The following is a 22,958-nucleotide window of genomic DNA, read 5'->3' on the forward strand; positions in this document are numbered from 1 at the left end:
GGCGCAAACCCTTACTCAGCCGCCGAACTTGAACCTGTAGGAGGCCGCGATGGCGACCGAGCGTACTTTTTCTATTATCAAGCCTGATGCCACGCGGCGGAACCTGACGGGTAAGGTCAATGCCGTGCTGGAAGAGGCCGGCCTGCGGATCGTCGCCCAGAAGCGCATCCATATGACCCAGGCCCAGGCTGAAGCGTTCTATGGCGTCCATGCGGCGCGGCCGTTCTTTCGCGACCTGGTCACGTTCATGATCTCGGGCCCGGTCGTGGTGCAGGTGCTGGAAGGTGAGAACGCCGTTGCGCGCAACCGCGAGGTGATGGGCGCGACCAATCCGGCGAATGCCGAACCTGGCACCATCCGGAAGCTGTTCGCGGAGAGCATCGAGGCTAACTCGGTCCACGGGTCGGACAGCGCCGAGAATGCCGCGACGGAAATCGCCTACTTCTTTGCCGGAACCGATATCGTCGGATGAAAGCCGGCGCCATGGATTGGGTCGGGCTGCTGGGACGCGTTCTCATGAGTGCGATCTTCATCCATGCCGGCTACGGCAAGGCGATGGAGCCGGCGGCGACGATGGCGGCGTTCCGTCACCTCGGGCTGCCGCTGCCCGGGGTGGCGTATGCCATCGCGCTTGCCATTGAACTGGGTGTCGGTTGCTTGTTCCTGGTTGGGTTCAGGGTGCGGGTGACCGGGCTGATCCTGGCGGGGTGGTGCATCGCGACAGCGTTGGTCGCGCACTACCATCCGGAAAACCGCGATGCGATGATCCACTTCATGAAGAACGTGTGCATGGCCGGCGGATTTCTGCAGGCGGTGGCGTTCGGCACCGGCCGCTTCGGCCTCGATCGAACGTAGCGGCGCATGGCGGGCAAGCGGGTCCTGCTGGCCGCGGAGTTCATGCGTGGCGGCGCGACCGCCACTCGCCTGTTGCCGCTGGCGGACGCGCTGGCCGATCGAGGCCATGATGTGACGCTGGCGCTGCCGGCCGAACTGGCGGCGTCGGTCGCTGCCTCGGGGTTTCCGGTCGTCGATGCGCCGCGCTGGACCGTGGCGCCGCCACCCGGGTTCGTCGCGGTTTCCTATGCCGATCTGCTGATGCATGGTGGTTATGCTGCGCCCGATGCGCTGCGCGGGTTGATGGTGGGATGGCGCGGCGTGCTGGAGCAGGTGTCGCCGGATCTGCTGGTGGTTGATTTCGCGCCCACCGCGATGCTGGCGGCGCGCGTCGCCGGGATCGCAACGGCGGCCGTGGGGGACGGGTTCAGCCTGCCGCCGCTGATCGTGCCGCTGCCGAACATGCGGCCGTGGGCGGACGTGCCCGCGGACGCCGTCGAGAGTGTCGAGGGGCGGGTTCTTGCGGTGGTGAACGCCAGGCTTGGTGCCCAGCAGTTCCGGCGGCTGCGCGATTTGTTTGCTGATGTGCCGAGCTTTCTCTGCACGTTTCCGGAATTGGATCATTATCCGGATCGGCCGGATGCAGCCCCCTATGGCGAGGTCTTCACGCCGTCGCGTGGGCCGGCGGCGGTGTGGCCCGCGGGAACCGGGGAGCGGATTTATGTCGACCTGGATCCACGGCACCCGGCGTTGGGTGCCATTGTCGCGGCGCTCGATCGGCTGGGGCTGCCTACGCTGATACAGGCGGCCGGCATGCCGGCTCGGCAGGCGGATGCGATGGAGCGGGCCGCCATCCAGGTGACGACGACGGCCAATCGCGCGTCGGTGCTGTCCGGGTGCGATATCGTGGTGTGCCAGGGGCAGGACGTCGCGGTGCCGGCGCTGCTGGCGGGCAAGCCGCTGCTGATGTTGCCGGTGTTCGTTGAGCAGATGATGACGTTGCACCGCGTGGCGACTCAGGGGCTGGGGCATGGGATCGAGCCGATTGCCGATATTGACGCGGTGGACGCGGCGGTGCGCCGGTTGGTCGATGACAGAGCCTGCCGGCTGCGGGCGGTGAATTTTGGCCGTTTGTATGACGGCTACCGGCCGGGTATCGCCGTCGATGCCGTTGCCGACGCGATCGACGATTTGCTGGGCTGAGTCGGGCGGGCCGTGGCCCTCCGAAGGCTTCTTGCATCCACGCGGCACCGGACGGTGACGGTCCGACCGTCCGCTGTCGGTGCTGTGGCCCAATGACCTTGTGCGCTGGTACCGGACGGACGAGTGGCTGACGGATGGGCGCCGGATGCTGGCCTGGGGCCGGCCGAAGTTGATCAGTAGGCACAGCGGGTTGCTGGTCGCCCGTAGGTCGTTTTGGCATTGCGGGACATGCACGGCGCCGAGGCCGGACTTCCGCATCTCGGGGGCAAGGGCGTTCTCGTAGACCTTTTCGATGGACCCATGACCGAGCGCATTGGCAACCCTGAAAGTGCAGCCGATGATCCGTTCGGTCACCGGCTTCAACAACCGCGCATTCCCTTCATCCATCTGCATCCCACTCATCCGCCTTAAAAAACCTGCCCGGGGGTTTGCGACGACAGCTGACAGGGTGCGAATGCCCTACCCTGCGCGTGTTAGCGAAAGATGAACCCCTCCGGCGGGAATGGCCTGAGCCTGAGGCTTCGTGCATAAACAAATGCTTCGATGTTGGCACTGTCGCCCAGTCCCGTCATGGCGATGAGAGGCCGGCAGCGTTCGCCGGACAATTCGCTTATTCCCCGGCGAGCCCTAAGTCGTTCTTTCAGGATTGTGCCGTGGTGGGGGGCTCGGCATGATCGGGGTGGACAGGGGCAGGAGGTGTGCGTGGCCGGAACAATCGATCGGCAGGGGTATCGCTACATTCCGGGGCCATTCCAATATTCCGCTGGTGTCGCGGCGCTGACCGGTCATGCGATACAGCGCGTCCGTTTTGCCAACCCGGTGCCGTTGGCGGAGGGTTTTGGCCGCATCGAGACGTTTTTGCGCAATGCCGAACTGCCTTTGACGGCGTTCTGTGCGTGTGAGTTGCGATCTCCGGCGCCGTTCACCGATGCGGGTTTCATCGCGTTCAACCGGGAATATTGCGGGACGCTGGAACGGTGGGGGATTTTCGCCAACGACCGCAATCCGGTGGCGCGCAGCAATGTCTGCCCGGAGATCGATCCACCGGCAGTACCGAGCTTCCATGCGTTTTGTTATGTGGCTCCGGCGGCGGGGGCGGGCCATTCGTTCGTTGTCGCGGGCAGTGGGGAGTCCATGGAGGGCACCGGTCCTTACCGCGACAAGACGGTGCGCTATGGCGAGACCGGTCCGGATGCGATCGCCGAGAAAGCGCGTTACGTGCTGGGGGTGATGGAAACGCGGATGGTCGCCCTGGATGCGGGCTGGGGGTCGACGACCGCGGTGCAGGTTTACTCAGTGCATGACGTGTATCCGTTCCTGGGGACCGAGATTGTCGCGCGCGGGGCGGCCCGGCACGGGCTGACCTGGCAGTTCTGCCGGCCGCCGGTGGTCGGGTTGGAATACGAGATGGATTGCCGGGGGGTGGCTGTGGAGCGGGTGGTTGAGGGGTGAGCGTGGTGCCCAATAATGGATGGGTCGGGCGAGATACCTCTTTACGTCGCGGCCCGAACGGTTCCGTCGCAAATTTCCCGGCAGACATGCAATACCCAAGGATGTAGGTGGATTTATCCAGTTAGAGCGCGCTGACCGTGAACAGTCAGCGCGCTCTAACTCTCTCTCGAAGTGACTGCCCTTGAACTCGATCATCGCCTGCCGGTCCGTTGAAACCGTCGCCCGTTACCTCAGCGACGCGGTCCGGTCGGTTAGGGTCCCACAATAATTTGCCCGTACATCCAGGGATGCGGCGTGCAGATGTAGTAGTAAGTGCCGAGCTCCTTGAAGGTGATGGTCTTCGATTCCCCTTTGGCCAGCGCCCCGGTATCCCACTTGCTCTCCGATGCGCCAGGCGCCGTGGTCGAGGTCGCGGTATGCACGATGTCGCCGACGTTGGTGAATGTCACGGTGGTGCCCGGCTTCACCCGCGTGCGGGCAGGCCAGAACGCATACTCGACGTTGTTGTCGCCAATATTGATTGTGTTCGTGCCGTTCGCGATCGGTCCCAACGGCCCGGCGATCCGCGACGGTGGTTGTGGTGGAGGCATCGGCGCCATCGACCCGTTCATTCCGAACACCCACAGCGCGTCGCCAGTGGCGCTGCCTTGGATCGAATTGCCGCCCGTAACGATGGCGATATATTCCTGACCATCCACTTCGTACACCGACGCCGGTGCATCGGCGCCAAAGCCGGTCTGGAATTTCCACAGCACCTCGCCCGATTTGGCATTCAGCACGACGAAGTTGCCATCGGGTTCACCGCGTAGCAGCAATCCTCCGGCGGTGACGGTCGAGCCGCCGCCGCCGCCCATGCGGTAGGGCATTTGGTGCTGCCACGCGATCTTATTCGAGCGGCTGTCGATCGCGGTGAACGTGCCGCCGAACTGCGAGCCGATCGGCGCCGACTGCGTTCCGCCGGTATAGCGCAGGCCGTTCTTGTAGGTATCGCCGTAACGAGCGAACGTGCTCGAGCGGATAGTGCCGGGTACGTAGAAGAAGCCGGTATCGGGGCTGTAGGGCATCGGCGACCAATTCGTACCGCCCTGTCCGCCGGGTTGGATAACGACCGGGTCTTCCCAGAACGACTGGAATATACAGCCCGGCTTGTCGAAGCCCGGTGTCGGCGGCGCGCAGGTCGGCACCGTGTTGTCGCCGATCGGGTAGGGCTGAGTCGCGGCGGTGTGCTGCCGGGGCTCTTGCGGCACCGGCTTTTCTTCGATGCCGACCAGCGGCTTTCCATTGGTACGGTCCAGGATATAGACCCATCCTGTCCGCCCGGCCTCGGCAAGTCCCTTGCGGGGTTGGCCGTTGATCACTGTATCGAACAGCACCACCGGGCTGGCGGCGTCATAGTCCCAAATATCGTGGTGCACTTCCTGGAAGTGCCAGGCGTAAGCACCAGTTTTGGCGTTGATCGCCATGATCGAGGAACAGAACAGATTGTCGCCATCGCGCACCGCGCCGTTGTAATCCGGACCGCAATTGCCTGTTGCGAAATAGAGCAACCCAAGTTCGGGATCGACCGCGGGTGTGTTCCACACCGGGGCACCGCCGCGCATCGCCTGATCGCTGCCTTTCGGCCAACTCTCGCTGCCGACTTCGCCCGGTGCAGGCAATGTGTAGGCGCGCCACAGAATTTTACCGGTCTTGGCATCCAGCGCGGTCAGCCGGCCGCGCGTGCCGAACTCCCCGCCCGCGATACCGCTATAGACGATACCATCATAGTAGAGCGGCGCACTGGTGACGACGTAGCCGTTGTGCCAGTCCTCGATCGGTGTCTTCCAGACCTCCTTGCCGGTCTTGATGTCGAGCGCGACGACATTGGTGTCGAGCTGGCCAAGGAACACCATCCCCTCGCCCATTGCGAGGCCACGGTTCAGCCAGCCGCAGCACACCGTATTGATCGCCTGGTCGATGTGGGAATAGCGTTCCCACAGAAACTCGCCGGTTTTCGCGTTGAGGGCGAAGACATCGTCGTTGCCGGTAACCACGTACATGATACCGTCGCGGACCAGCGGCGTGGCCTCGGCCGAATACTTGCCACCGACGCCGGACCCTTTCAGGTGGGTCATCCACGCGCCTTTAAGCTGGCTGGCATTCTCCGTATTGATCTGCTTCAGCGTCGAATAGCGCTGGTTCGTCAAATTGCCGCCGTTTGTCACCCAGTCCTTTCCAACCGGGCTCTTGAGCAGTTGATCGATATCCGGATCCGAGGCCCGAGCAGTCGCGGCGCCTACGCAAAGCAGGCAGACCGTCGCTGCTACAGATAGAAATAGCCTGTAACGTTTGGACATTTCGCTACTCCCCCAATGTTTCTGAGTGACATTCTTGGGTGGCCGCCCGGACTTGACCGGGTTGGGGAAGGATGCTGACCGCTTCTGCGTCAATCCGCAAGTGTGCCGAGGCCTACTTGCGGGTTGACGGGGACGACAGAACCTCGCGGCGCTTTGGTGCGCCAGATAGTTTCGCCTATTTATTCCTGTCTGACGCTGGCGTTTTGACTGTCACTGAGCATGAATGATCGGGTATAGAAATCACTCTCTGCCCAGGCCCTGACGATCACGACTGGCTGTCTTCGGTCATGCCAGTCGAGGCCGGCGCCGCACCATCAGCGGTAGAATGATCCCGACGCCGATACCCCAGAATCCGTTGATCAGGAATGACCGCAGCCAACTTAGTGGTACCCAGCCGGCGCCGATCGGCAGACCCTTGATCGCCGGCACCACCAGCAGGCCCACCAGCGCCGCGATGATCCCCAGGATCAGGCCGCATAGCCAGAGCGGCGCGGTCATCCTGGGCAGGAGCAGTCCGAAGACGATCCCGTAGAGGCCACCCCAGAAGCAAAGATCAAGAATCAGGGGCACACCGAGCGGTGGCACCGCTTTGGTGGGATAGGGCGGCGGCATTGCCAAGCCGGGCAGATTCAGGACGTGCAATGCCTCCCACATCGCCTGGTGGAAGGTCAGCACCGAAATCGCCGCGGCGATAAAGCCCAGGATGGCGCGTTTCGCGGGGGTGTCCATAGACGTTTCCTCTCATTCTTGCTTGATCCGAGGCTCTGCCAGGTAACAGCCGATTGTCAAATACTTTCACGGCCAGGCGCAGGGGGCCGTCCAGGACTGCCTTTGGGGCGGCATCGCCGGTCAAACGGCCCGTACCAGCGGCAATTTCGTTCCGGCTGCCTGGCGTTCGGCCAGTACTTCGCGCCGGAAGCTGAACAGCTTGGCGGGGCGGCCGCCTGTTTCGGTTGTTACTTCGCCTGTTTCTTCTACCAGATCTTGCTGATCGATCAACCGGCGGAAATTCTGCTTGTGCAGCAGGCGTCCGGCCAGTGCCTCGACTGTCCGCTGCAATTGCAACAATGTGAACCCCGGTGGCATCAATTCAAAAACCACAGGTCTGTACTTGATTTTTGCGCGCAACCGAGCGATGCCGGTGGCTAGGATGCGGCGGTGATCGTGGCGCATGGGCTCGCCCAGCGCCTCGGTCAGGGTTTCGGATAAACCGGCCGCGGCGGGGCGGCCCTCGGCGACCAGGCCGGCTTCCCACAGCAATTCGTAACGTTGAAGAACCAGCTCTTCATTCCACCGCTGGCCGCGCAGACCGAAATTGATCGTGATCCGCTGCTGCCGGGCCCGCTGGGTCGCCGGGTCGTCGGCACTGTCGGCCCAGTCGTATAGCGGGGGCGCCAGGATCGATTCCCCCAGTGCGGCACCGGGTCCGCGAAAGTCCTCCCACGGGAAGAATCGGTACCAGGGTTGCCAGGCGGCGTCCCAACCGGCCATCACCGGGGCTTCGCGTGTCAGGCCCAGATAGCTGACCGACACCACGCGCCCCAGCGTGCCTTGTTTCCGGTCCTGGTCGGCGAAAGTGTAGAGTTGCTCGACATATCCCAACGGATGGTGGGTCTGGGTTTCCACCCAGGATCGCAGCCCGGCCTGCAGCGAGCGGTGGCCGGGCTCGAACGGGCCGGACGGCAGGGCGCCGCCATGTTCGATCGTCAGGACGCGCGGCTGCCCGTCGGTCACGGCGACGATCACCGCGGTCAACTCCGCGGCGACGGCGACGTTGTCGTTTTCCATACCATGATCCGGCATGGGGGTGCTTGTCGCACGCCGGGGGCTTGGTTCGCCACCGCCAATCCGGATCGGGGGCGGGTTTATCGGCTCCTCAGGGTGGTGGCCTGGATCGCGGCGCCGATACCCAGCACCATCGCCTGGGCCGCGATGGTCATGATCGCGGTGCCGATCAGCGCGCCGGCCAGAAGGGCGCCGTCTGGACGCGGCGGCCGCGGAATTCCGGTGTTTTTAAGGCGTTGCATGACAGCCATCTTTCCGTTTGCCGGCAGTGTAGTCTCGCCTGCCTGCCAAAGGTTACGTCCCGCGCATGGACAGGATCGTCGTCGCGGGCAAGTATCCCCGGCATTAACAACGGGAGACACCGATGGAAGCGCTGCTGCCCCTGGCCGAGAAGGTCGGCGCCCGCCTCAAGGAACGTGGTGAGACGATCGGCATCGCCGAGTCCTCCACCGGCGGCCTGCTGTCCGCCGCGCTGCTGTCGATTGGCGGCGCGTCGGCGTATTTCCGTGGCGGCGGCGTGATCTATACGGCGTATGCGCGGAAGGCGTTTCTGGAAATTCCCAATCCGCTGCCGCCGCCGCTGGAACGGGCCTCCACCGAACCTTATGCGCTGCTGCTGGCCGACACCGTGCGGTTCCGATTGGATGCGAGTTGGGGGCTGGGCGAAACCGGGGCGACGGGGCCGACCGGCAACCGGTATGGCGACAAGGCGGGGCATACGTGCATTGCGGTGACCGGAGCGCGGTTTTCGAAGGTCATCACGCTGGAGACGGGCAGCCCGGATCGTATCGCCAATATGCGGGCGTTCGGCATCCGGGCGCTGGAACTCCTGATGGAGGCGCTTGGTTAGTATCCCGCCCCGGAAGTTCGTCGCATTTCGCGACGGGCTTCGGAAGCGGGGACCCCGATCATGCGACGTCTATCCCGCCATCAGCCGGTTGCTCTCCCGATCGCCAAAGAAGATGTCGGTGGAGATTTCGTCGGTTCGGTTGCAGCCGGTATAGGCCATGGTCTTGTCCATCTCGGTCTGGATGACCTGGATGGCTTTGGCCGCTCCCGCCTGGCCGGCAACCGCGGTGCCGTACAGCGTCGCGCGTCCGGTCAGGACCGCCTTGGCACCCAGCGCCAGCGCCTTGACGATGTCGGAGCCGCGGCGGACGCCTGAATCGAGGATGACGGTGGCCTTGTCACCCACCGCCTCGGCGATTTCCGGCAGCACGCGGATGGTGGCGGGGGCGCTGTCCATGTTGCGGCCGCCGTGGTTGGAAACGATGATGCCGTCAACGCCGTAATTGATCGCCTTCAGCGCGTCGTCGACGCGGTTGACGCCTTTCAGCATCAGCAGGCCCGGCCACATTTCCCGAAATTTCTTCACGTCGTCCCAGGTCAGGGAATCCCGGCGCATGCCGTCGGCTCGGTCGCCGACGCCGCGAGTGATGGATTCCTGGAACTCGGGCGGAAAGTTCTCCTGCTTCGGCATGCCCGTGGTCCTGAGGTAACGGCCCATGACCCCCAGGCTCCAACCCGGATGGAGGGCGATGTCCACCGCCATGCGGAAATTGGGCTTGAGTGGGGCGGAAAAGCCGTTGCGGGCGTTGTACTCGCGGTTGGGCGAGACGGCGGAGTCTACCGTAACGATCAATGCCTCGTAGCCCGCTTTTTTCGCCCGTTCGATGACCTGGTAGGACAGATCGCGCCGCTTCCAGACGTAGAGTTGGAACCACAGCCGGCCGCCGGCCTGCTCCGCGACTTCCTCCATCGCGGTCATCGAGGCGGTGGACATGGCGAAGGGAATCCCTGCCTTCGCCGCGGCCTTGGCCAGTTGCAGCTCGCCGCGGTACCAGCATAGGCCCGCGGCACCGGTTGGAGCGATGATCATCGGCAGGCTGACTTCCTTGCCGAACAGCATCGTTTTGGTGGAGCGGCCGGAGACATCGACCAATGCCCGGTGCCGCAGTTTGATGTCATGGAAGCCGGAACGGTTGTCGGCGACCGCGAGGTGGTCCTCGGTGGCGCGGTCGACGAACTCGAAGATGCCATGCGGCAGCCGGCGTTTGGCTGCTTCCCGCATGTCGAAGATGTTGTAGCAGTTGTCCAGTGCGGACATGCTCGTTTCCCCCAAACTTGCAGCGATCCGATTAACCGGCCATCAGGCGGTTGCTCTCCCGATTACCGAAGAAGATATCGGTGGAAATTTCGTCCACCCCATTGCAGCCGGTGTAGGCCATGGTCTTGTCCATCTCGGTCTTGATGAATCCGACCGCCTTGGCTGCGCCTGCCTGGCCACCGGCCGCGGTCCCATACAGCGTCGCGCGCCCGGTCAGCACGCATTTCGCCCCGAGTGCCATCGCCTTCACGATATCCGACCCGCGCCGTACGCCGGAATCGAGGATCACCGTCGCCTTGTCGCCCACCGCCTCGGCGATCTCCGGCAGCATGTCCAGCGTCGCCGCGGCGCTGTCCATGTTGCGGCCGCCATGATTGGACACGATGATCCCATCGACGCCGTAACTGACCGCCTTCAGCGCATCATCGACTCGATTGATCCCCTTCAGCATCAGGATACCGGGCCATTTGTCGCGGAAAATGCGGATATCGTCCCAGTTCAGCGAATCCTGCCGCATCACCTCCCGCGTGCCCGGATCGGTGCCGATCGGGCGACGATACGGCTCCGGATAGTTCTCATTCCGGGGCATGCCGATGGTCGTGAAGTATTTCAGCAGCACAGTGCTGAACCAGGTCGGATGCTGCATGATATCCCAGGTGAAGCGCCACGTCGGATGAAACGGCAACAAAAACCCGTTTTTCGCATTATATTCGCGGTTCGGCGGCACGATCGTATCGGTTGTGACGATCAGCGCTTCGAAGCCGTTGTTCTTCGCCCGCTCGATGAGCTGATAGGACAACTCCCGCTGCTTCCAGACGTATAGCTGGAACCAGAGCCGGAAATTCGCCTCCTTGGCGATTTTCTCCATCGACGTCATCGCGCCGGTCGCCAAGGTGAACGGGATCTTCGCCGCCGCTGCCGCTTTCGCCAGTTCCAGTTCCCCTTCGTGCCAGCACAGCCCGGCGGCACCGGTCGGGGCGATCGCCATCGGCAGTGCGATCTCCTTGCCGAACAGCGTGGTTTTAGTGGAGCGACCGGACACGTCGACCAGCGCGCGATGCCTCAGCTTGATCTTCTCGAACGCATGGCGATTGTTGCGCAGCGCCAGTTCGTCCTCGGTCGAGCGGTCTACGAACTCGAACACCGCTTTCGGCAGGCGCCGTTTCGCCCGCTCCCGCAGATCGAAGACATTGTAGCAATCATCGAGCCCTGACATACGCCGTTCCCCCTTGGTGACGGAATGATGAAGCCGGCTGGATCGGTGTCAAGCCACGCGCCCGACCCGCGGCGCCGTGTAAACCGTCACCGACGTCCCTATCTATGGCTGGAAATCCAAACGTTCTATGAACGTCGCAGATGCGCGCGGCGGAGGAATTGACTGCATGACCGATTATCTATCCCTGGTATCCGACCTGATCCGGCAGGCCCGAACGGGTGGCGCCGATGCCGCCGATGCCGTGCTGGTCAACGGAACCTCGCTGTCCGTGGCGTCGCGCCAAGGCAAGATCGAGCATCTGGAGCGTTCCGAGGGCCGCGACCTGGGCCTGCGCGTGTTCGTCGGCAAGCGGGCCGCGATCGTGTCGTCGACGTCGTTGGATCCCGCTGGCTTCCCCAGCCTGGTTGAACGCGCCGTGGCGATGGCCAAAGTGGTGCCTGAGGATCCCTTCGCCGGCCTGGCCGAGACCTGGGCGCCACAGGACGGCATCGACCTGGACATGGCGGACCCCGCCGAACCCGCCCCCGACGTCCTGGCTGCTCGGGCTGCGGCCGCCGAGGAAGCGGCGTTCTCGGTCCGTGGCGTCACCAATTCCGAGGGGGCCGAGGCGGGATATGGCCGCAACGAGATCGTGCTGGTGACCTCGGCCGGGTTCGCCGGGCATCGCGTCGGTACCAGCCACTCGATTTCCGCGACCGCACTGGCCGGCTCGGGGACCGACATGCAACGCGACTACGACTACCACAGCACGGTCTATTTCGCCGATCTGGACGATCCGGTGAAGATCGGCAAAAGCGCCGGTGAGCGGGCGATCGCCCGATTGCATCCGACGCGGCCGAATACCGCCAAAATCCCTGTCGTGTTCGATCCGCGGGTTGCCGGCAGCCTGCTTGGGCATTTTTCCGGCGCGATCAACGGCGCCGGGGTGGCGCGGGGGACCAGTTTCCTGAAGGAAAAGCTGGGGCAGCGCGTATTTGCGCCCGGTATCAATATCCACGACGATCCGCGCCGGGTGCGCGGGGCTCGATCCAGGGCGTTCGACGGCGAGGGCACGCCAACCCGCGCCCACGCGCTGATCCAGGATGGGGTACTGACCACCTGGCTGCTGGACAGCCGCTCCGCCCGCCAGCTTGGGATGGCCTCGACGGGGCACGCGTCGCGCGGCACCAGTGGGCCGCCGTCGCCGTCCACCACCAATCTGTATCTGGCGCCCGGGGCATTGACGCCGCAAGCGCTGATGGCCGACATCAAGGAAGGCTTCTACATCACCGAGATGATCGGCATGGGTGTGAATGGCGTGACCGGGGATTACAGCCGCGGGGCCGCCGGATTCATGATCCGCGACGGCGCGCTGGCCGAACCGGCGGCGGAGGTCACCGTGGCAGGCAATCTGATCGAGATGTTCGCCAACATGGTGGCCGCTTCCGATCTGGTATTCCGCCGCGGTACGGACTCGCCGACGGTCCGGATCGACGGGATGACGATGGCGGGCGGGTAAGGCGACCCGAGTCTAGGAGTGGTACACCGAACAGCCGCCGCCGGCTGTGCGCATGCGGTCGCAGAAATTTTGTGCCTGTGCCACATCGGCGAAGCCTGAGGTCCGCACGCGCCAGTATGTGTGCCCATCGTGCTCGGCGTGGGTGAAAACGGGTTGCTTTCCGCTTAGCAGTTTGGGGAAGCGCTGTGACAGTTGCTGCCACTCGTTCTGCGCCGCCGCTTCCGAATCGAGTGCGGCCAATTGGACCGTCGTCGTGTGTTCGGGTGCGGGTGGTGTGTCGATGCTGGCGACCACCTGCGCCGGCGCCGGTATGGCCGCTACCGGTGTCTCCGCTGTCGGCGCCGAGCGCGCCAGCGTCAGCGTATCGAGTGCCTGCGCGACCTCCTCCGGGGACAGAGTCGCGGACAGGATGCGTTGCGCGTCCTCGCGCCTGCCAGCCATGGCGAGAACGGCGGCATAATCCTGTTTGACCTTAGGCGTTGCCTCGGGCGCGTCCGCCAGCGGTTGCACCATGCGGATGGCATCGTCGCCCTGGCCGCGGATCGCCAGGCAAAGCGCCAGGTTGACGCGAGCCGCTGTCATGTCGGGCTCAGCCGCGATGGCGGCGCGGTAGGCTGCTTCCGCATCCACATGGCGACCTTGCAGATCGCGCGCGATTCCCAGGTCGTTCAGCACGGCGGCGTTTTTGCCGTCCTCTTTCAGCTCTGACTCGAAACTGGCTTCGGCACCGGCGGGATCGACGGGAAGCTGAACCCGCCCGAGCGCGAGGAGGGCCTGCTGGTTCCGCGGTTGCAGTGCTACGGCTTGGCGCAGGCTGTCCCGTGCTTCATCCAGCCGGCCGAGTTCGGTCAATGCCAGGCCGCGATGGACCAGCGCGTCCACGTCGGCGGGATTTTTCTGCAACGCCTCGTTGGCCAACTGCAACGCGGGTCCGGGCGTGCCGGCATTCAATTCCGCCTCGGTGACCGCCGCATCGACTTTGCGAGAATGCTCCGCGTACTGACCACCACATGCGGTCAGCAGCAGCGTGAGCACAAACGGAAGCGTTCTAACTGAGTGCATGGATGACCTTAATGACGGCTGGACCGCCGATGACAAGGAAGACGCACGGAAGGATGAAGGCGACCATTGGCAACGTCAGCAAGACGGGCATGCGGGCGGCTTTCGCCTCGAATCGCGTAATGAGTTCGGTGCGCAGTTCGGCGGCGAGCGCGCGCAGCGCGTCGGTCAGGGGCGTGCCGTACTGGGCCGATTGCAGCAATGTCGTCGCCAGCCGCTTCGCGCTTTCGACCCCGCAACGGGTGCCCAGATTGGTCAGCGGTATCTTGGAATCCGTCATCATCTGCAGTTCGTTCGCGGTGTGCGCCAGTTCCAGCGCGATGGCGGGATGCGAGTGCTGCAATTCGTGCGCCACCCGAACGATGGTGGTGCCGAGGCCCAGCCCGGCCCCGGCGCAGATGACCATCATGTCGAGTGCGTCGGGAATTTGGTCGCGAATCCGTTTCGTGTGGTTATCGCGCCGCTTGCGCACCACCATGTCGGGACCCACCATGCCCATGATCGCCGCGGCGGCGATGCAAATCACCTTGGTGGAAAACGCGATATTCATATCGTCGATCGCCACCCACGCGCTGGCCGGCAGAATGCCCACCAACAGCAGCTTCGTGCCAATAAACAGGCGCAATGCAGCGGGCCCCGTGTGGCCGGCGCCGCGCAATGTCGCTTCCACATCGTCTCTCGTCCGGCCGGACAGCAAGCCCACGCGCAGCACCCAATCGCCGATGCCGGATACGATCCGGATGGCGATCGAACGAAGGCTTTCCGTGGGCACGACATCTTCCACGACAAGGGCTCGGGCCGGCCGGTGCAGCGCGGCGAAGCGGTTGACAAGCCGGCGGTCGCTTCGCATCCGGTTGAACAGCAATCCACCGCCGATGATCAGCGGCAGGATAAAGAAGCCCACACCGAGCGCGGCGAATTCCAGTCTCATGACACGCTTTTCTTCACGATGAACTTCATGGCGCCGATGCCGCCGCCCAGCAGCATGATCGCGGCGATCAGAAGTTTGTTGCCGATAGGATCTGTGATGAGCACGCCGATATATTCGGGATTGAGGAGAAACAACGCGCCACCGACGAGAACCGGCAACCCGGTCAGTACGTAAATGCTCATGCGGGCTTCCGATGCCAGGGCATGGGCGCGCTCTTTCACCGCGACCCGCCTGCGGATCATGTCGGCCAGGTTTTCCAGCGTGCTGCTCAGTGCGCCACCGGCCTTGGCTTGCAGGGTCAGCGCCGTGGCGAAAAACCGATACTCGGGCAGATCGGCATGGCGTGCCATCTCCAGGATAGCGGTATCCAACGGCTCGCCGACCGAAAGCTGGCTCGCCAGGCGCGCGAACTCCATCGCCGTCGGCTGCGGTTGTTCACGCGCGATGATGTAGATCGCCTGGGTGACCGGCACCCCGACGCGTACCGACCGGACGATCATCATCAGGGTGTCGGGAAACTGCAGCAGCAATTTGACACGACGTTTCGATTTGCAGATATCGAACACCGTCCGGCTGACGATGATGCTGGTTACCGGAAAGCCGAACCAGACATAGGGGCCCAGGAGAGAAGCGGCGGCACTCGATTCGACCCAGGCGGCGATCAATGCGCCACCAACCACGATCGACCAGGGCACCGGGCAGATATCCGGCCGTTCCAGGTCGACACCAAACCAGGATGCGAGCCAGACCTTGGCCGAGGTCTGCTCCACGCGCGAATGCGCGAACAGGCGGATGTCGATCGGTTGCGCACGGATATGCGGTTGCAGCACGGCTTCTCGCCGTGCCAGCAAGCGCTTTTCACGGGACTGGGCGCGGGAAACCAGCAGCCCGCTGAAGCCGAATCCGATCAGGATGAGCAGGCCGGCGATCAGCAGGGCGAAGTGCGGGAAGGTCATTCCGTCATCATCTCCTGCCACGCCTTTTCCAGCCCGAAATAGGTCAATCGTGGTCCGAAACTGGGCGGTACCCTGCTGCGATGATAGGTGCCGTGTAGGCGGCCGTCGCGGTCCTGCCCCTGAAGTTCCAGGGCGAAGATGTCATTGATGGCAATGACGTCGCCTTCCATACCGCAGATCTCGGACACTTGCGTCACCCGCCGGCCGCCGTCACGTTGGCGGGCGACCTGCACGATCAGGTCCACGGCGCCAACGATCTGGGTGCGGATGGCCTGGGATGGCAGACCCATGTGGCCCATCTGCACCATGTTCTCGATCCGAACCAGGGCGTCGCGGGTGTTGTTGGCGTGGATCGTGGACATGCTGCCGTCATGGCCCGTGTTCATGGCCTGCAGCATGTCGAAGGCCTCGCCGCCGCGCACCTCGCCGATGATGATCCGGTCGGGGCGCATCCGAAGGGCGTTGCGGACCAGATCGCGCTGGGTCACTTCTCCCTTGCCCTCCAGGCTGTTGGGCCGTGTCTCCAGGCGCACCACATGCGGTTGCTGCAATTGCAGTTCGGCGGCGTCCTCGACCGTAAGCACCCGTTCATCGAGCGCGATGAAGCGCGACAGTGCGTTCATCATGGTGGTCTTGCCCGATCCGGTGCCACCCGAGATGATGACGTTCAACCGACAGCGTGCGGCGATCTCCAACGCCTTGGCCACTGTCGGCGTCAGCGCACCGAATTCAACCAGCTTGGCGAGGTCGATCGGTTTCTTGCCGAACTTGCGAATGGAGACGTAGGGTCCGTCCAACGCCAGCGGCAGAAACACGATGTTGACGCGGGAACCGTCGGCAAGACGGGCATCGACCATGGGGCTGGATTCGTCGACCCGGCGGCCGACCGCGGCGGCAATACGCTGGCAGATGCCTGCCAGGTGCTGGGTGTCCCGAAACCGCACCGACGACCGTACGGTTTTGCCGCGGCGTTCGATGAAGACGCGATCCGGCCCATTGACCATGATGTCGCTGATCGTGTCATCGGCCAGCAGCGGCTCCAACGGACCAAGGCCGACAATGTCATGCACCAGTTCGGTCGCCAGGCCACGCTGCTCCCGCGCGTTCAACTGAATGCGGTTCTGCGTCGCGATCTCTGAGATCAGGCGTTCCATGTCCGCGGCGAGGCGTTCCGACGACATACCGGCCACCGCGCCCGGCTCCAGCCGGCTGAGGCACAAGGACCGGATTTCATTGATCGCCTGCGCCGATGGGCCTGTCTCGGCGCTGATGTTCGGCGCCGTTACGATCATGGGTTGCGAGTCGCCGGTCCGCTTGCCGAACTGGGGTAGTACTGATGCACTCATTTCGTTTTCCCGGAGCGGAACCAGCTTTTCCGTTTTGCCGCCGGTTCGGGTGGTGCCGAGGCGGCCAGCGAATCAAGCAATCCGGCGCCCGCGACCGCTCGGCTCAGTTCCGAGATCACCTTGCGGTACGGGGCTATCGCAACGACGGCCGGTTCGCCGAGATTGGCGGCACCGCGCAACTGCCGCGGCAGGTCGGGCAGCACGAGATCAACCTTGCGCTTGAGACCGTCCTCTACCTGCCGGCGGGTCAGGCCGCCAGGGATGCCCAGGCGGTTCAACACGATCAACGGGGGGGTCCCCCCTTGCGCCGTGGAAACGGCGTTGAACCGCAACACATCCCGAAGACTGACCAGGCTGGGCTCCATCACCAGCACTTGCTGGTGAGCCAGGGCGAGCAGATCGCGATAGAGCGGTACCGGCGCGAAAGGAACGTCGAGAATGATGAAATTGTAACGCTTCCGCAGCGCGTTGATCAACGTCTCGGCTGCGCCAGTCGCATAAACCGGCAAACTGCCGACCGAGCTTTCGCCGGCCAGGACATGCAGGCGCTCCGCCGCCGGTTGCGCGGCGCGTTCGGCCAGCAGGGTATCGATGCGTAGAGGGGATTCCAGCGCCGCCACCAGCCCGTCGCCGGGCGGCAGGTTCAACAGGAACGCGGCGTTGCCACGATACAGATCCGGATCGACCAGAACGGTATGGTGTCGCAACGTCACCCCGAAGTGCCAGGCCAGGTTGGTGGCGATCGAACTGGCACCGCAGCCGCCGCGCACGCCGGTGACCGCGAGGACGCGACCGCCCATCGCGGAGGTCGAAGACGGCGCCCGGCCCATGACGAAACCGCCAAAATGACGGGTCACAAGGTCGCGGGCCAGTGGCTTCGGCAGGTAATCCGCTGCCCCGAGGCCGCGGGTGATTTCCCGGTAGAATTCCATGCCCTCGTGTTCGCCGATCACCAGCACGCAGACGTCGGGTTCGACGACGGTGGCGAGATCCGCGAGCGCTTTCAACGCGTGCTCCTCGCCGCTGATATCGACGACCAGAATCCGTGGCGAGGTGGTCTTCAGCATCGCCACATGGGCGGCCCGGATTCCACCCCGGCGGATATCCGGTGGCTCCGGCAGCATGTCCGACAGCGAGGCCCGCAAAACCTGTTCGGAGCCGGTATCGGTTACGAAAGCGATCAAATGGCGCCGATCGTGCCGCAGCGGGTTTCCCGCGCCGTTCAGATCCATCTCGCGATGGTCGATTTCGGCTGTGTTATCCACCGCTGGCTCCACCGCCGGCACCACCGCCGCCGCCAGATCCACCGCCGCCTGAACCGCCGCCGGGATCCGGGAAGGCTTTCAGATGATCCGATTCGAACCGTAGGATCGGCTGCACCGAGACCGCATCATCCCCCGGAACACCGCCATGACCCCGGATCAGGTCCGCCGGATTGGCCACCATCGCCGCGATATTGGATTCGTTGGTATGACCCAGCGGCTCCTCATTGAGTTTGGCGATCAGGTCGGTGTTGTGCGCGCAAGCCGTCAACGCGATGGACACTACGAAAAGCAGGGGAAGAACAGGGGAAAGTCGCATGCCATACCTCACTGCACGATGAATCCGGCTACGCCGGGAGTTGGAGCAAGTGTTTGCTGTTTGGTACCGGTCGCGGTGCGCATGTACAGCATCCGGTCGAGGTCGCTGGTGATTGGGCCATTGGTGGGAAGCCGCAAGGCATTGGGATCGTCGACCGGATTGACGACGTATGGGGTCACCAGGATCACGATCTCGGTTTCGCCGCGCTGGAACTGATCGTCGCGGAATGCCGGACCGAGTATGGGAATATCGCCCAGGTAAGGCAGCGCGCTGCGGTTGCCAGTCATCGAGTCCTGCAGCAGGCCGGCGATGGCGAAGGTTTGGCCGCTGCCCAGTTCGACCGTGGTTTCGGCACGCCTGACCGTCAGCGACGGGACGACAAGGTTACTGCCGCCTGTAGCCACGGTCACGGCACTCTGCGAGCTGAGCTCGCTGACTTCGGGTGCGACATGGATGGAGATGCGGCCGTCGCTGAACAACGTGGGCAGGAAACTGAGCGAAACACCGTAGTTCTTATAGCTGACGGTTACTTGTCCAAGCGCACCGCCCGCTACCGGGATCGGGTACTGGCCGCCGACAAGAAAGCTGGCGGGTTGGCCACTGATGACCGTCAGGTTTGGTTCGGCGAGCATACGAACTATTCCCTCGGTGGCGAGGGCATCGAGGGCGGCCTGGGCGCCGAGGTTGAGCCGGCTGGTGAACGGGGTGATGCCGCCGACGAGTGGTGTGATCGAACCGTTCAGGTTCGTGATGAGTGCCGGCAACGCGCCGATCTGACCGATATTCCCCAGTGCCTGCCAACTGACGCCCAATTTACGGGACAGCGAGCGAGACATCTCGGCGATCTTCACCTGCAATGTGATCTGCACGGACGATCGGACAGTGATCTGGTTTTCCACGACCTGCTTATCCGTCGCGAAGGCTTTGGCGACGGCGACGGCCTGGGCGGCGTCCGATGGGTTTTCCACCGTTCCACTCAGCATCAGGCCGGTGGGCAGGGCGCGGACCCTGATATGGCTGCGCGGCAGGATCCGCTGAATTTCCTGTTCGGCCTGGATCGCGCCGTAATTCGAGGTCTGGACGGTAACGTCGTATTGTGAAACGAGGCCGCCCGCCGCATCGAGGGCCGCGACCGTGGTTCGCCCGGTGCCGACGCCGAAAATGAACAGGGTCGTGGGGCTGGCCGGGCGAACCTCGGCCACTTTCGAATCAGCGACGAACACATTGGTGGCGGCGCTGGGAAGCGTCAGCACGCGGCCGGTCCCGGAATCAAGCAGCACGGTGGACGCGGCCATGGCGGCGCCGGGCAGCAACGCGGCGATCACGACAGCGACGCGGAGGAGGATAGTGCGTATCATCAAAATTTGAAATCCTTGCCGTCGTCGGTGCCCTGCCAGACCTTGATCGACCGAGCCGGCGGCGGCGGCGGCGGCCCCCGATCGGACCCCAGGGCTGGGGAGATATCGGAGGCCCATGTCGTCCCGACCGGACGACCAGCCAGCTTGGGATCGGATCCTCCGTCCGCCGGGCGCACGCTCAACGAAAGTTTTCCCAGGCGAACAGCGACCTGCACGCCTTGTGCCTCACTCTCGTTCACTTCCAGCGTAACGGTACGGGCTTCGGGTGTGGCGGTGCTGTTCGCCGCGCCTTCGACCATGCGCTGGTCGATCGCGATCACGCGCACATCCGATACCACGGTTTCGGCCACGACGCGGCGGCCGATCGGCAGCGTCTGGTCGGGAATGACCTGGGTCAGGATCAGGTCCACCCGGTCGCCGGGCCAGATCAATCCCGCGGTACCGGTGATGGCATCGACGCCGACGGTGACGGCGCGCATGTTGCCTTTCAGCACCGCGGCCAGGAAGCCATGATCGCCAGGACGCAATGCGTCGGAGAGGTGGATCATCTCGCCGCTGACCATGCTGCGGCGAACCATCGCCCCGTAGAGATCGCGGCGTTCCTCCTCCGTATCCATTGTGGCGTCGGTGGGGATGCTGTTTCGCGGGATCTGCTTGCTGACAAGGTCGGCCGGTTTCAACAGGGTGCCGGCGGGAAGGTCGTGCGCGGCAACCAGGACAGCGGACGTGACCGGCGCGATCCTGGCGGCTGCCGCCGCGGCGCTTACCGGTGGTGGCCGTGTCGACGCATAACCAATGAAGCCCAGGCCAAGCAGGCCAAGAGCCATCAGCGCGAAGAAAGTAACGCGGAGGATCATGGGATCAGCTCAGCACGAAAATTGTTCCGGCAGCGATGGCACAGGCATAGGGCAACGGACCGCGGTGGCGGATTCGCCAGGCTTCTACACGCAAGACGCGGCGCAGAAGGTGCCTGGGACGTTGCGCCGCCGGGCGCGGCACCAGAACGCGGCCCACCAGGTAGGCCATTGCGAGAACGCCTCCGGACAGGCTGACCGCCAGCACGAACGACCCGGCGGCGGCGGGGGCGACAACGATGGCTGTGGCGCCGAGGAGCTTGACGTCGCCACCGCCCATCCAGCCGCGCCACCAGAAGATGACGCACAGGACGAAAACCGCAAGGCCGAAGCCAAGACCCCAGGCAAGACGAAATTCGATGGCCGCAAGTATAGTTGCAAGGACGCCCAAGGATAGCGGCATCCAGTTCGGTACCGTACGGGTCATGATGTCGTGGCCGGCGGCGAGCAGCAGGATGCCGGCAATGGCGAGCTTCAATCCAGGCGACAGCAGCAGTATACCGTCATGAAGCATGTTTCACCTAGTTTCGAATAACGAACATAATAACACGAAGGGCCAGCGCGAAGAAAATCCCGCGCTGGCGACCGTGGCGTTCGTCGTGGGTAACGCTTACAGAGCCGAGCTGACCGTGCTGAAGACCCCGCTGACCTTGGTGCCAAGCTGGGTGACGATGGTAACGCACGCAACGGCGATCAAGCTGGCGATCATCGCGTATTCCAGCGCGGTCACGGCCCGCTTGTCACCGATCAGTCCAGACAGTTTAGAAACGATATATTCCATGTCATAAGTCCCTTTGCCTGTGTTGGCTTCTATCGCGGTCTGCACCGAGGAAGTATTTTCGCAGGTCACGATGTCGCGATGGGGATAAAAGCCGCTGGCTGGTTACAAATTGCTTTCAGATATAAAAAAAGCTCTTGTCGCTTGTGCAACCGAATCGACAATCAAATTGCCCAGCGTATTGTAACCAATTCGTAGGTTGTGCGGTGGCATGTCGAGGCGGTCATTGATTGGTACACCGATGTCACTGTCTATCTCCGGCTCCGGCTTTTCACAACCACTGCCATCCGCGGTGACCCGGCGCGTACCAGTGGAAGTTGCGTTTGCATCTATCTTCGGCCTGGCCGTCTTCGCGGCGGTGCTTTGGGTGCCGGCGGTGCTGCGCGATGCCGACACGCTTTGGCACATCACGACAGGCGACTGGATCCTGGCGCATTTAGCGGTGCCGACAGTCGACACATTCTCCTTCACCGCGGCCGGCCGGCCCTGGGAGGCGCAGGAATGGCTGTCCGAGGTCATCATGGCGCTGGCGTACCGCATGGCGGGCTGGGATGGCCTGATGGTGCTGACAGCCGCGGTTTCCGGAGCCACCGTCGGGATCGTGGCCTTTTATCTACGACGGTACATGCGGATCGACGTCGCCGTGATGTTTGTTCTGCTGACAGCAGCCTGTGGTGCACCATCGTTGCTGTCGCGGCCGCATCTGATCGCGCTGCCGCTGCTGGCGTTCTGGACGATGTCACTTGTTTCGGCCCGCGCGCGCGGCGCAGCACCGTCGTTGCTGCTGCTGCCGGTGATGGCGGTCTGGGCGAATCTGCATGGTGGCTTCCTGGTTGGATTGGTGCTGGCGGGCGCGCTGGCGGTCGAAGCGGCGTTCGATCCTGCTTGCCGGCCGGCTGACTCGATCCGCTCCTGGGGGCTGTTCCTGGTGGGTGCCGTGGCCGCCACCCTTATCACGCCGCACGGGATCGACGGGCTGCTGTTCCCGTTCCGACTGATGTCGATGAAGAGTCTTTATTCAATACAAGAGTGGAAGCCGATCGACCTGAGTCACCTGACCGGAATGACGGTCGCGATCCTGGTGGCACTTTATGTGGGCCTGACCGGGTCGATACGGTTGCCGCGGTTCCGGGTGCTGCTGGTGACCGGGCTGATATTCTCGACGATGCAGCATGTGCGCAACGCCCAGGTGTTCGCGGTGATGGCGCCTCTGCTGATCGCCAATGGGCTGGGGCCGGCGCGCCCGGTGGTGGCCCGGGAATGGATGCTGGGTGGGATCGTCGGTTTGATCGCGGTTGCTTCGCTGTGCGTTCGGATCGGCTTTCCGATGGAGCGGGTCGATGAGGGCAGCTATGCCACGGCGGCCCTGGCCAGCGTTCCCGACGATCTGCGCGCGAAGCCGGTGCTGAACGACTATGGGTTTGGCGGGCTGATGATTTTTTCCGGGATCAAGCCGTTCATCGATGGGCGTGCGGACCTGTATGGCGAAAAGGGCATGGAACGGTATCTGTCGATCATTCACGCAAACGGGGCTGTGCTGGATGACGTGCTGTGCCGCTATCATATCGCATGGACGATATTTCCGCCCGACACGGTGGTGACCGCGCTGATGGACCGTACGGCGGGTTGGCACCGGTTTTACAGCGACAAAGTTGCTGTCATCC

General features: G+C 63.7%; 23 protein-coding genes and 1 pseudogene. 7 read left to right on the top strand and 17 right to left on the bottom strand.

From position 1 onward, the window contains the following. Nucleotides 1–49 precede the first annotated feature (49 nt). From ndk to GSQ89_RS16670, 3 genes are read left to right on the top strand one after another with little or no spacing between them, the layout of a single operon-like run. On the top strand, nucleotides 50–472 hold the full coding sequence (gene ndk, locus GSQ89_RS16660) for a nucleoside-diphosphate kinase (RefSeq protein WP_158927188.1): 423 nt from the start codon (nucleotides 50–52) through the stop codon (nucleotides 470–472). 11 nt (nucleotides 473–483) lie between these two features. After that, on the top strand, nucleotides 484–855 hold the full coding sequence (locus GSQ89_RS16665) for a DoxX family protein (protein WP_158927190.1): 372 nt from the start codon (nucleotides 484–486) through the stop codon (nucleotides 853–855). 6 nt (nucleotides 856–861) lie between these two features. Further along, nucleotides 862–2,037 carry a hypothetical protein gene (locus GSQ89_RS16670; RefSeq protein ID WP_158927192.1) on the top strand — a complete coding sequence of 392 codons (1,176 nt, stop codon included), beginning with the start codon at nucleotides 862–864 and terminating at the stop codon, nucleotides 2,035–2,037. A 249-nt stretch (nucleotides 2,038–2,286) separates the two neighbouring features. Here the strand turns inward: GSQ89_RS16670 and GSQ89_RS39250 are convergent. Next, nucleotides 2,287–2,439, bottom strand: a pseudogene (locus tag GSQ89_RS39250) (GxxExxY protein); the annotation flags it as partial. Between the two features lie 300 nt (nucleotides 2,440–2,739). Here GSQ89_RS39250 and GSQ89_RS16680 point away from each other — a divergent pair. Then, entirely contained in the window at nucleotides 2,740–3,489 is a 750-nt protein-coding gene (locus GSQ89_RS16680; protein WP_254073243.1) for a hypothetical protein, read from the top strand. Between the two features lie 251 nt (nucleotides 3,490–3,740). Here the strand turns inward: GSQ89_RS16680 and GSQ89_RS16685 are convergent, their stop codons facing one another. The 4 genes from GSQ89_RS16685 to GSQ89_RS16700 form a co-directional block, all read right to left on the bottom strand. Continuing rightward, nucleotides 3,741–5,825, bottom strand: coding sequence for a PQQ-binding-like beta-propeller repeat protein (locus tag GSQ89_RS16685; RefSeq protein ID WP_158927196.1), 2,085 nt, complete (start codon nucleotides 5,823–5,825; stop codon nucleotides 3,741–3,743). A gap of 285 nt (nucleotides 5,826–6,110) precedes the next feature. Continuing rightward, complete coding sequence (locus tag GSQ89_RS16690) at nucleotides 6,111–6,554, bottom strand: hypothetical protein (protein ID WP_158927198.1); 444 nt, start codon at nucleotides 6,552–6,554, stop codon at nucleotides 6,111–6,113. Between the two features lie 120 nt (nucleotides 6,555–6,674). Then, nucleotides 6,675–7,613, bottom strand: a complete 939-nt coding sequence (locus GSQ89_RS16695; RefSeq protein WP_216856211.1) for an NrtR DNA-binding winged helix domain-containing protein — start codon at nucleotides 7,611–7,613, stop codon at nucleotides 6,675–6,677. 77 nt (nucleotides 7,614–7,690) lie between these two features. Continuing rightward, entirely contained in the window at nucleotides 7,691–7,852 is a 162-nt protein-coding gene (locus tag GSQ89_RS16700; RefSeq protein WP_158927202.1) for a hypothetical protein, read from the bottom strand. Nucleotides 7,853–7,974: 122 nt separating this feature from the next. On the opposite strand from GSQ89_RS16700, the gene GSQ89_RS16705 reads away from it, so the two are divergent. Continuing rightward, nucleotides 7,975–8,460 (top strand): CinA family protein, encoded by a 486-nt coding sequence (locus GSQ89_RS16705; RefSeq protein WP_158927204.1) that lies wholly within the window; start codon nucleotides 7,975–7,977, stop codon nucleotides 8,458–8,460. A 69-nt stretch (nucleotides 8,461–8,529) separates the two neighbouring features. Here the strand turns inward: GSQ89_RS16705 and GSQ89_RS16710 are convergent, their stop codons facing one another. Both GSQ89_RS16710 and GSQ89_RS16715 read right to left on the bottom strand, forming a co-directional pair. Then, the gene (locus GSQ89_RS16710; protein ID WP_158927206.1) at nucleotides 8,530–9,717 is read right to left on the bottom strand and encodes an alpha-hydroxy acid oxidase; all 1,188 of its coding nucleotides are present in this window, start codon (nucleotides 9,715–9,717) and stop codon (nucleotides 8,530–8,532) included. Nucleotides 9,718–9,748: 31 nt separating this feature from the next. Then, nucleotides 9,749–10,933: an alpha-hydroxy acid oxidase gene (locus GSQ89_RS16715; RefSeq protein ID WP_158927208.1), complete on the bottom strand. Its 1,185-nt coding sequence runs from the start codon at nucleotides 10,931–10,933 to the stop codon at nucleotides 9,749–9,751. A 166-nt stretch (nucleotides 10,934–11,099) separates the two neighbouring features. Between GSQ89_RS16715 and GSQ89_RS16720 the strand changes: the two genes are divergently transcribed. Then, nucleotides 11,100–12,431 (top strand): TldD/PmbA family protein, encoded by a 1,332-nt coding sequence (locus GSQ89_RS16720; RefSeq protein WP_158927210.1) that lies wholly within the window; start codon nucleotides 11,100–11,102, stop codon nucleotides 12,429–12,431. Nucleotides 12,432–12,443: 12 nt separating this feature from the next. On the opposite strand, the gene GSQ89_RS16725 is transcribed toward GSQ89_RS16720, so the two are convergent. The 10 genes from GSQ89_RS16725 to GSQ89_RS16770 all read right to left on the bottom strand — a co-directional run bounded on the left by GSQ89_RS16725 (nucleotide 12,444) and on the right by GSQ89_RS16770 (nucleotide 21,297). Next, nucleotides 12,444–13,466 carry an SPOR domain-containing protein gene (locus GSQ89_RS16725; protein ID WP_158927212.1) on the bottom strand — a complete coding sequence of 341 codons (1,023 nt, stop codon included), beginning with the start codon at nucleotides 13,464–13,466 and terminating at the stop codon, nucleotides 12,444–12,446. 13 nt (nucleotides 13,467–13,479) lie between these two features. After that, entirely contained in the window at nucleotides 13,480–14,421 is a 942-nt protein-coding gene (locus tag GSQ89_RS16730; RefSeq protein ID WP_158927214.1) for a type II secretion system F family protein, read from the bottom strand. Next, nucleotides 14,418–15,377, bottom strand: coding sequence for a type II secretion system F family protein (locus GSQ89_RS16735; RefSeq protein WP_158927216.1), 960 nt, complete (start codon nucleotides 15,375–15,377; stop codon nucleotides 14,418–14,420). The genes GSQ89_RS16730 and GSQ89_RS16735 overlap by 4 nt, the downstream gene beginning before the upstream one ends. Continuing rightward, nucleotides 15,374–16,723 carry a CpaF family protein gene (locus GSQ89_RS16740; RefSeq protein WP_158927218.1) on the bottom strand — a complete coding sequence of 450 codons (1,350 nt, stop codon included), beginning with the start codon at nucleotides 16,721–16,723 and terminating at the stop codon, nucleotides 15,374–15,376. Before GSQ89_RS16740 ends, GSQ89_RS16735 begins: the two co-directional genes overlap by 4 nt. Further along, a complete protein-coding gene (locus GSQ89_RS16745) occupies nucleotides 16,720–17,988 on the bottom strand; it encodes a histidine kinase (protein WP_158927220.1) in 1,269 nt (422 codons plus the stop codon). The genes GSQ89_RS16740 and GSQ89_RS16745 overlap by 4 nt, the downstream gene beginning before the upstream one ends. Next, entirely contained in the window at nucleotides 17,981–18,304 is a 324-nt protein-coding gene (locus GSQ89_RS16750; RefSeq protein WP_158927222.1) for a hypothetical protein, read from the bottom strand. The genes GSQ89_RS16745 and GSQ89_RS16750 overlap by 8 nt, the downstream gene beginning before the upstream one ends. Before the next feature lie 8 nt (nucleotides 18,305–18,312). Beyond that, entirely contained in the window at nucleotides 18,313–19,662 is a 1,350-nt protein-coding gene (locus GSQ89_RS16755) for a type II and III secretion system protein family protein (protein WP_158927224.1), read from the bottom strand. Then, complete coding sequence (cpaB, locus tag GSQ89_RS16760) at nucleotides 19,662–20,519, bottom strand: Flp pilus assembly protein CpaB (RefSeq protein WP_158927226.1); 858 nt, start codon at nucleotides 20,517–20,519, stop codon at nucleotides 19,662–19,664. The genes GSQ89_RS16755 and cpaB overlap by 1 nt, the downstream gene beginning before the upstream one ends. Before the next feature lie 4 nt (nucleotides 20,520–20,523). Next, nucleotides 20,524–21,030: a prepilin peptidase gene (locus GSQ89_RS16765; protein ID WP_158927228.1), complete on the bottom strand. Its 507-nt coding sequence runs from the start codon at nucleotides 21,028–21,030 to the stop codon at nucleotides 20,524–20,526. A 96-nt stretch (nucleotides 21,031–21,126) separates the two neighbouring features. After that, a complete protein-coding gene (locus GSQ89_RS16770; RefSeq protein ID WP_158927230.1) occupies nucleotides 21,127–21,297 on the bottom strand; it encodes a Flp family type IVb pilin in 171 nt (56 codons plus the stop codon). A gap of 238 nt (nucleotides 21,298–21,535) precedes the next feature. Here GSQ89_RS16770 and GSQ89_RS16775 point away from each other — a divergent pair. Continuing rightward, nucleotides 21,536–22,958 (top strand): hypothetical protein (locus GSQ89_RS16775; protein WP_158927232.1); only part of this gene is annotated, 1,423 nt, incomplete at its 3' end.

Origin of the sequence: Acidisphaera sp. S103, assembly GCF_009765975.1 — a bacterium.
Lineage (GTDB): Bacteria > Pseudomonadota > Alphaproteobacteria > Acetobacterales > Acetobacteraceae > Rhodopila.

What these genes read in the sequence shown, in the direction of transcription:
- ndk (WP_158927188.1), top strand. Translation starts at nt 50, where the DNA reads ATGGCGACCGAGCGTACTTTTTCTATTATCAAGCCTGATGCCACGCGG.
- GSQ89_RS16665 (WP_158927190.1), top strand. Translation starts at nt 484, where the DNA reads ATGGATTGGGTCGGGCTGCTGGGACGCGTTCTCATGAGTGCGATCTTC.
- GSQ89_RS16670 (WP_158927192.1), top strand. Translation starts at nt 862, where the DNA reads ATGGCGGGCAAGCGGGTCCTGCTGGCCGCGGAGTTCATGCGTGGCGGC.
- GSQ89_RS16685 (WP_158927196.1), bottom strand. Translation starts at nt 5,825, where the DNA reads ATGTCCAAACGTTACAGGCTATTTCTATCTGTAGCAGCGACGGTCTGC.
- GSQ89_RS16690 (WP_158927198.1), bottom strand. Translation starts at nt 6,554, where the DNA reads ATGGACACCCCCGCGAAACGCGCCATCCTGGGCTTTATCGCCGCGGCG.
- GSQ89_RS16695 (WP_216856211.1), bottom strand. Translation starts at nt 7,613, where the DNA reads ATGGAAAACGACAACGTCGCCGTCGCCGCGGAGTTGACCGCGGTGATC.
- GSQ89_RS16700 (WP_158927202.1), bottom strand. Translation starts at nt 7,852, where the DNA reads ATGCAACGCCTTAAAAACACCGGAATTCCGCGGCCGCCGCGTCCAGAC.
- GSQ89_RS16705 (WP_158927204.1), top strand. Translation starts at nt 7,975, where the DNA reads ATGGAAGCGCTGCTGCCCCTGGCCGAGAAGGTCGGCGCCCGCCTCAAG.
- GSQ89_RS16710 (WP_158927206.1), bottom strand. Translation starts at nt 9,717, where the DNA reads ATGTCCGCACTGGACAACTGCTACAACATCTTCGACATGCGGGAAGCA.
- GSQ89_RS16715 (WP_158927208.1), bottom strand. Translation starts at nt 10,933, where the DNA reads ATGTCAGGGCTCGATGATTGCTACAATGTCTTCGATCTGCGGGAGCGG.
- GSQ89_RS16720 (WP_158927210.1), top strand. Translation starts at nt 11,100, where the DNA reads ATGACCGATTATCTATCCCTGGTATCCGACCTGATCCGGCAGGCCCGA.
- GSQ89_RS16730 (WP_158927214.1), bottom strand. Translation starts at nt 14,421, where the DNA reads ATGAGACTGGAATTCGCCGCGCTCGGTGTGGGCTTCTTTATCCTGCCG.
- GSQ89_RS16735 (WP_158927216.1), bottom strand. Translation starts at nt 15,377, where the DNA reads ATGACCTTCCCGCACTTCGCCCTGCTGATCGCCGGCCTGCTCATCCTG.
- GSQ89_RS16740 (WP_158927218.1), bottom strand. Translation starts at nt 16,723, where the DNA reads ATGAGTGCATCAGTACTACCCCAGTTCGGCAAGCGGACCGGCGACTCG.
- GSQ89_RS16750 (WP_158927222.1), bottom strand. Translation starts at nt 18,304, where the DNA reads ATGCGACTTTCCCCTGTTCTTCCCCTGCTTTTCGTAGTGTCCATCGCG.
- GSQ89_RS16755 (WP_158927224.1), bottom strand. Translation starts at nt 19,662, where the DNA reads ATGATACGCACTATCCTCCTCCGCGTCGCTGTCGTGATCGCCGCGTTG.
- cpaB (WP_158927226.1), bottom strand. Translation starts at nt 20,519, where the DNA reads ATGATCCTCCGCGTTACTTTCTTCGCGCTGATGGCTCTTGGCCTGCTT.
- GSQ89_RS16765 (WP_158927228.1), bottom strand. Translation starts at nt 21,030, where the DNA reads ATGCTTCATGACGGTATACTGCTGCTGTCGCCTGGATTGAAGCTCGCC.
- GSQ89_RS16770 (WP_158927230.1), bottom strand. Translation starts at nt 21,297, where the DNA reads ATGGAATATATCGTTTCTAAACTGTCTGGACTGATCGGTGACAAGCGG.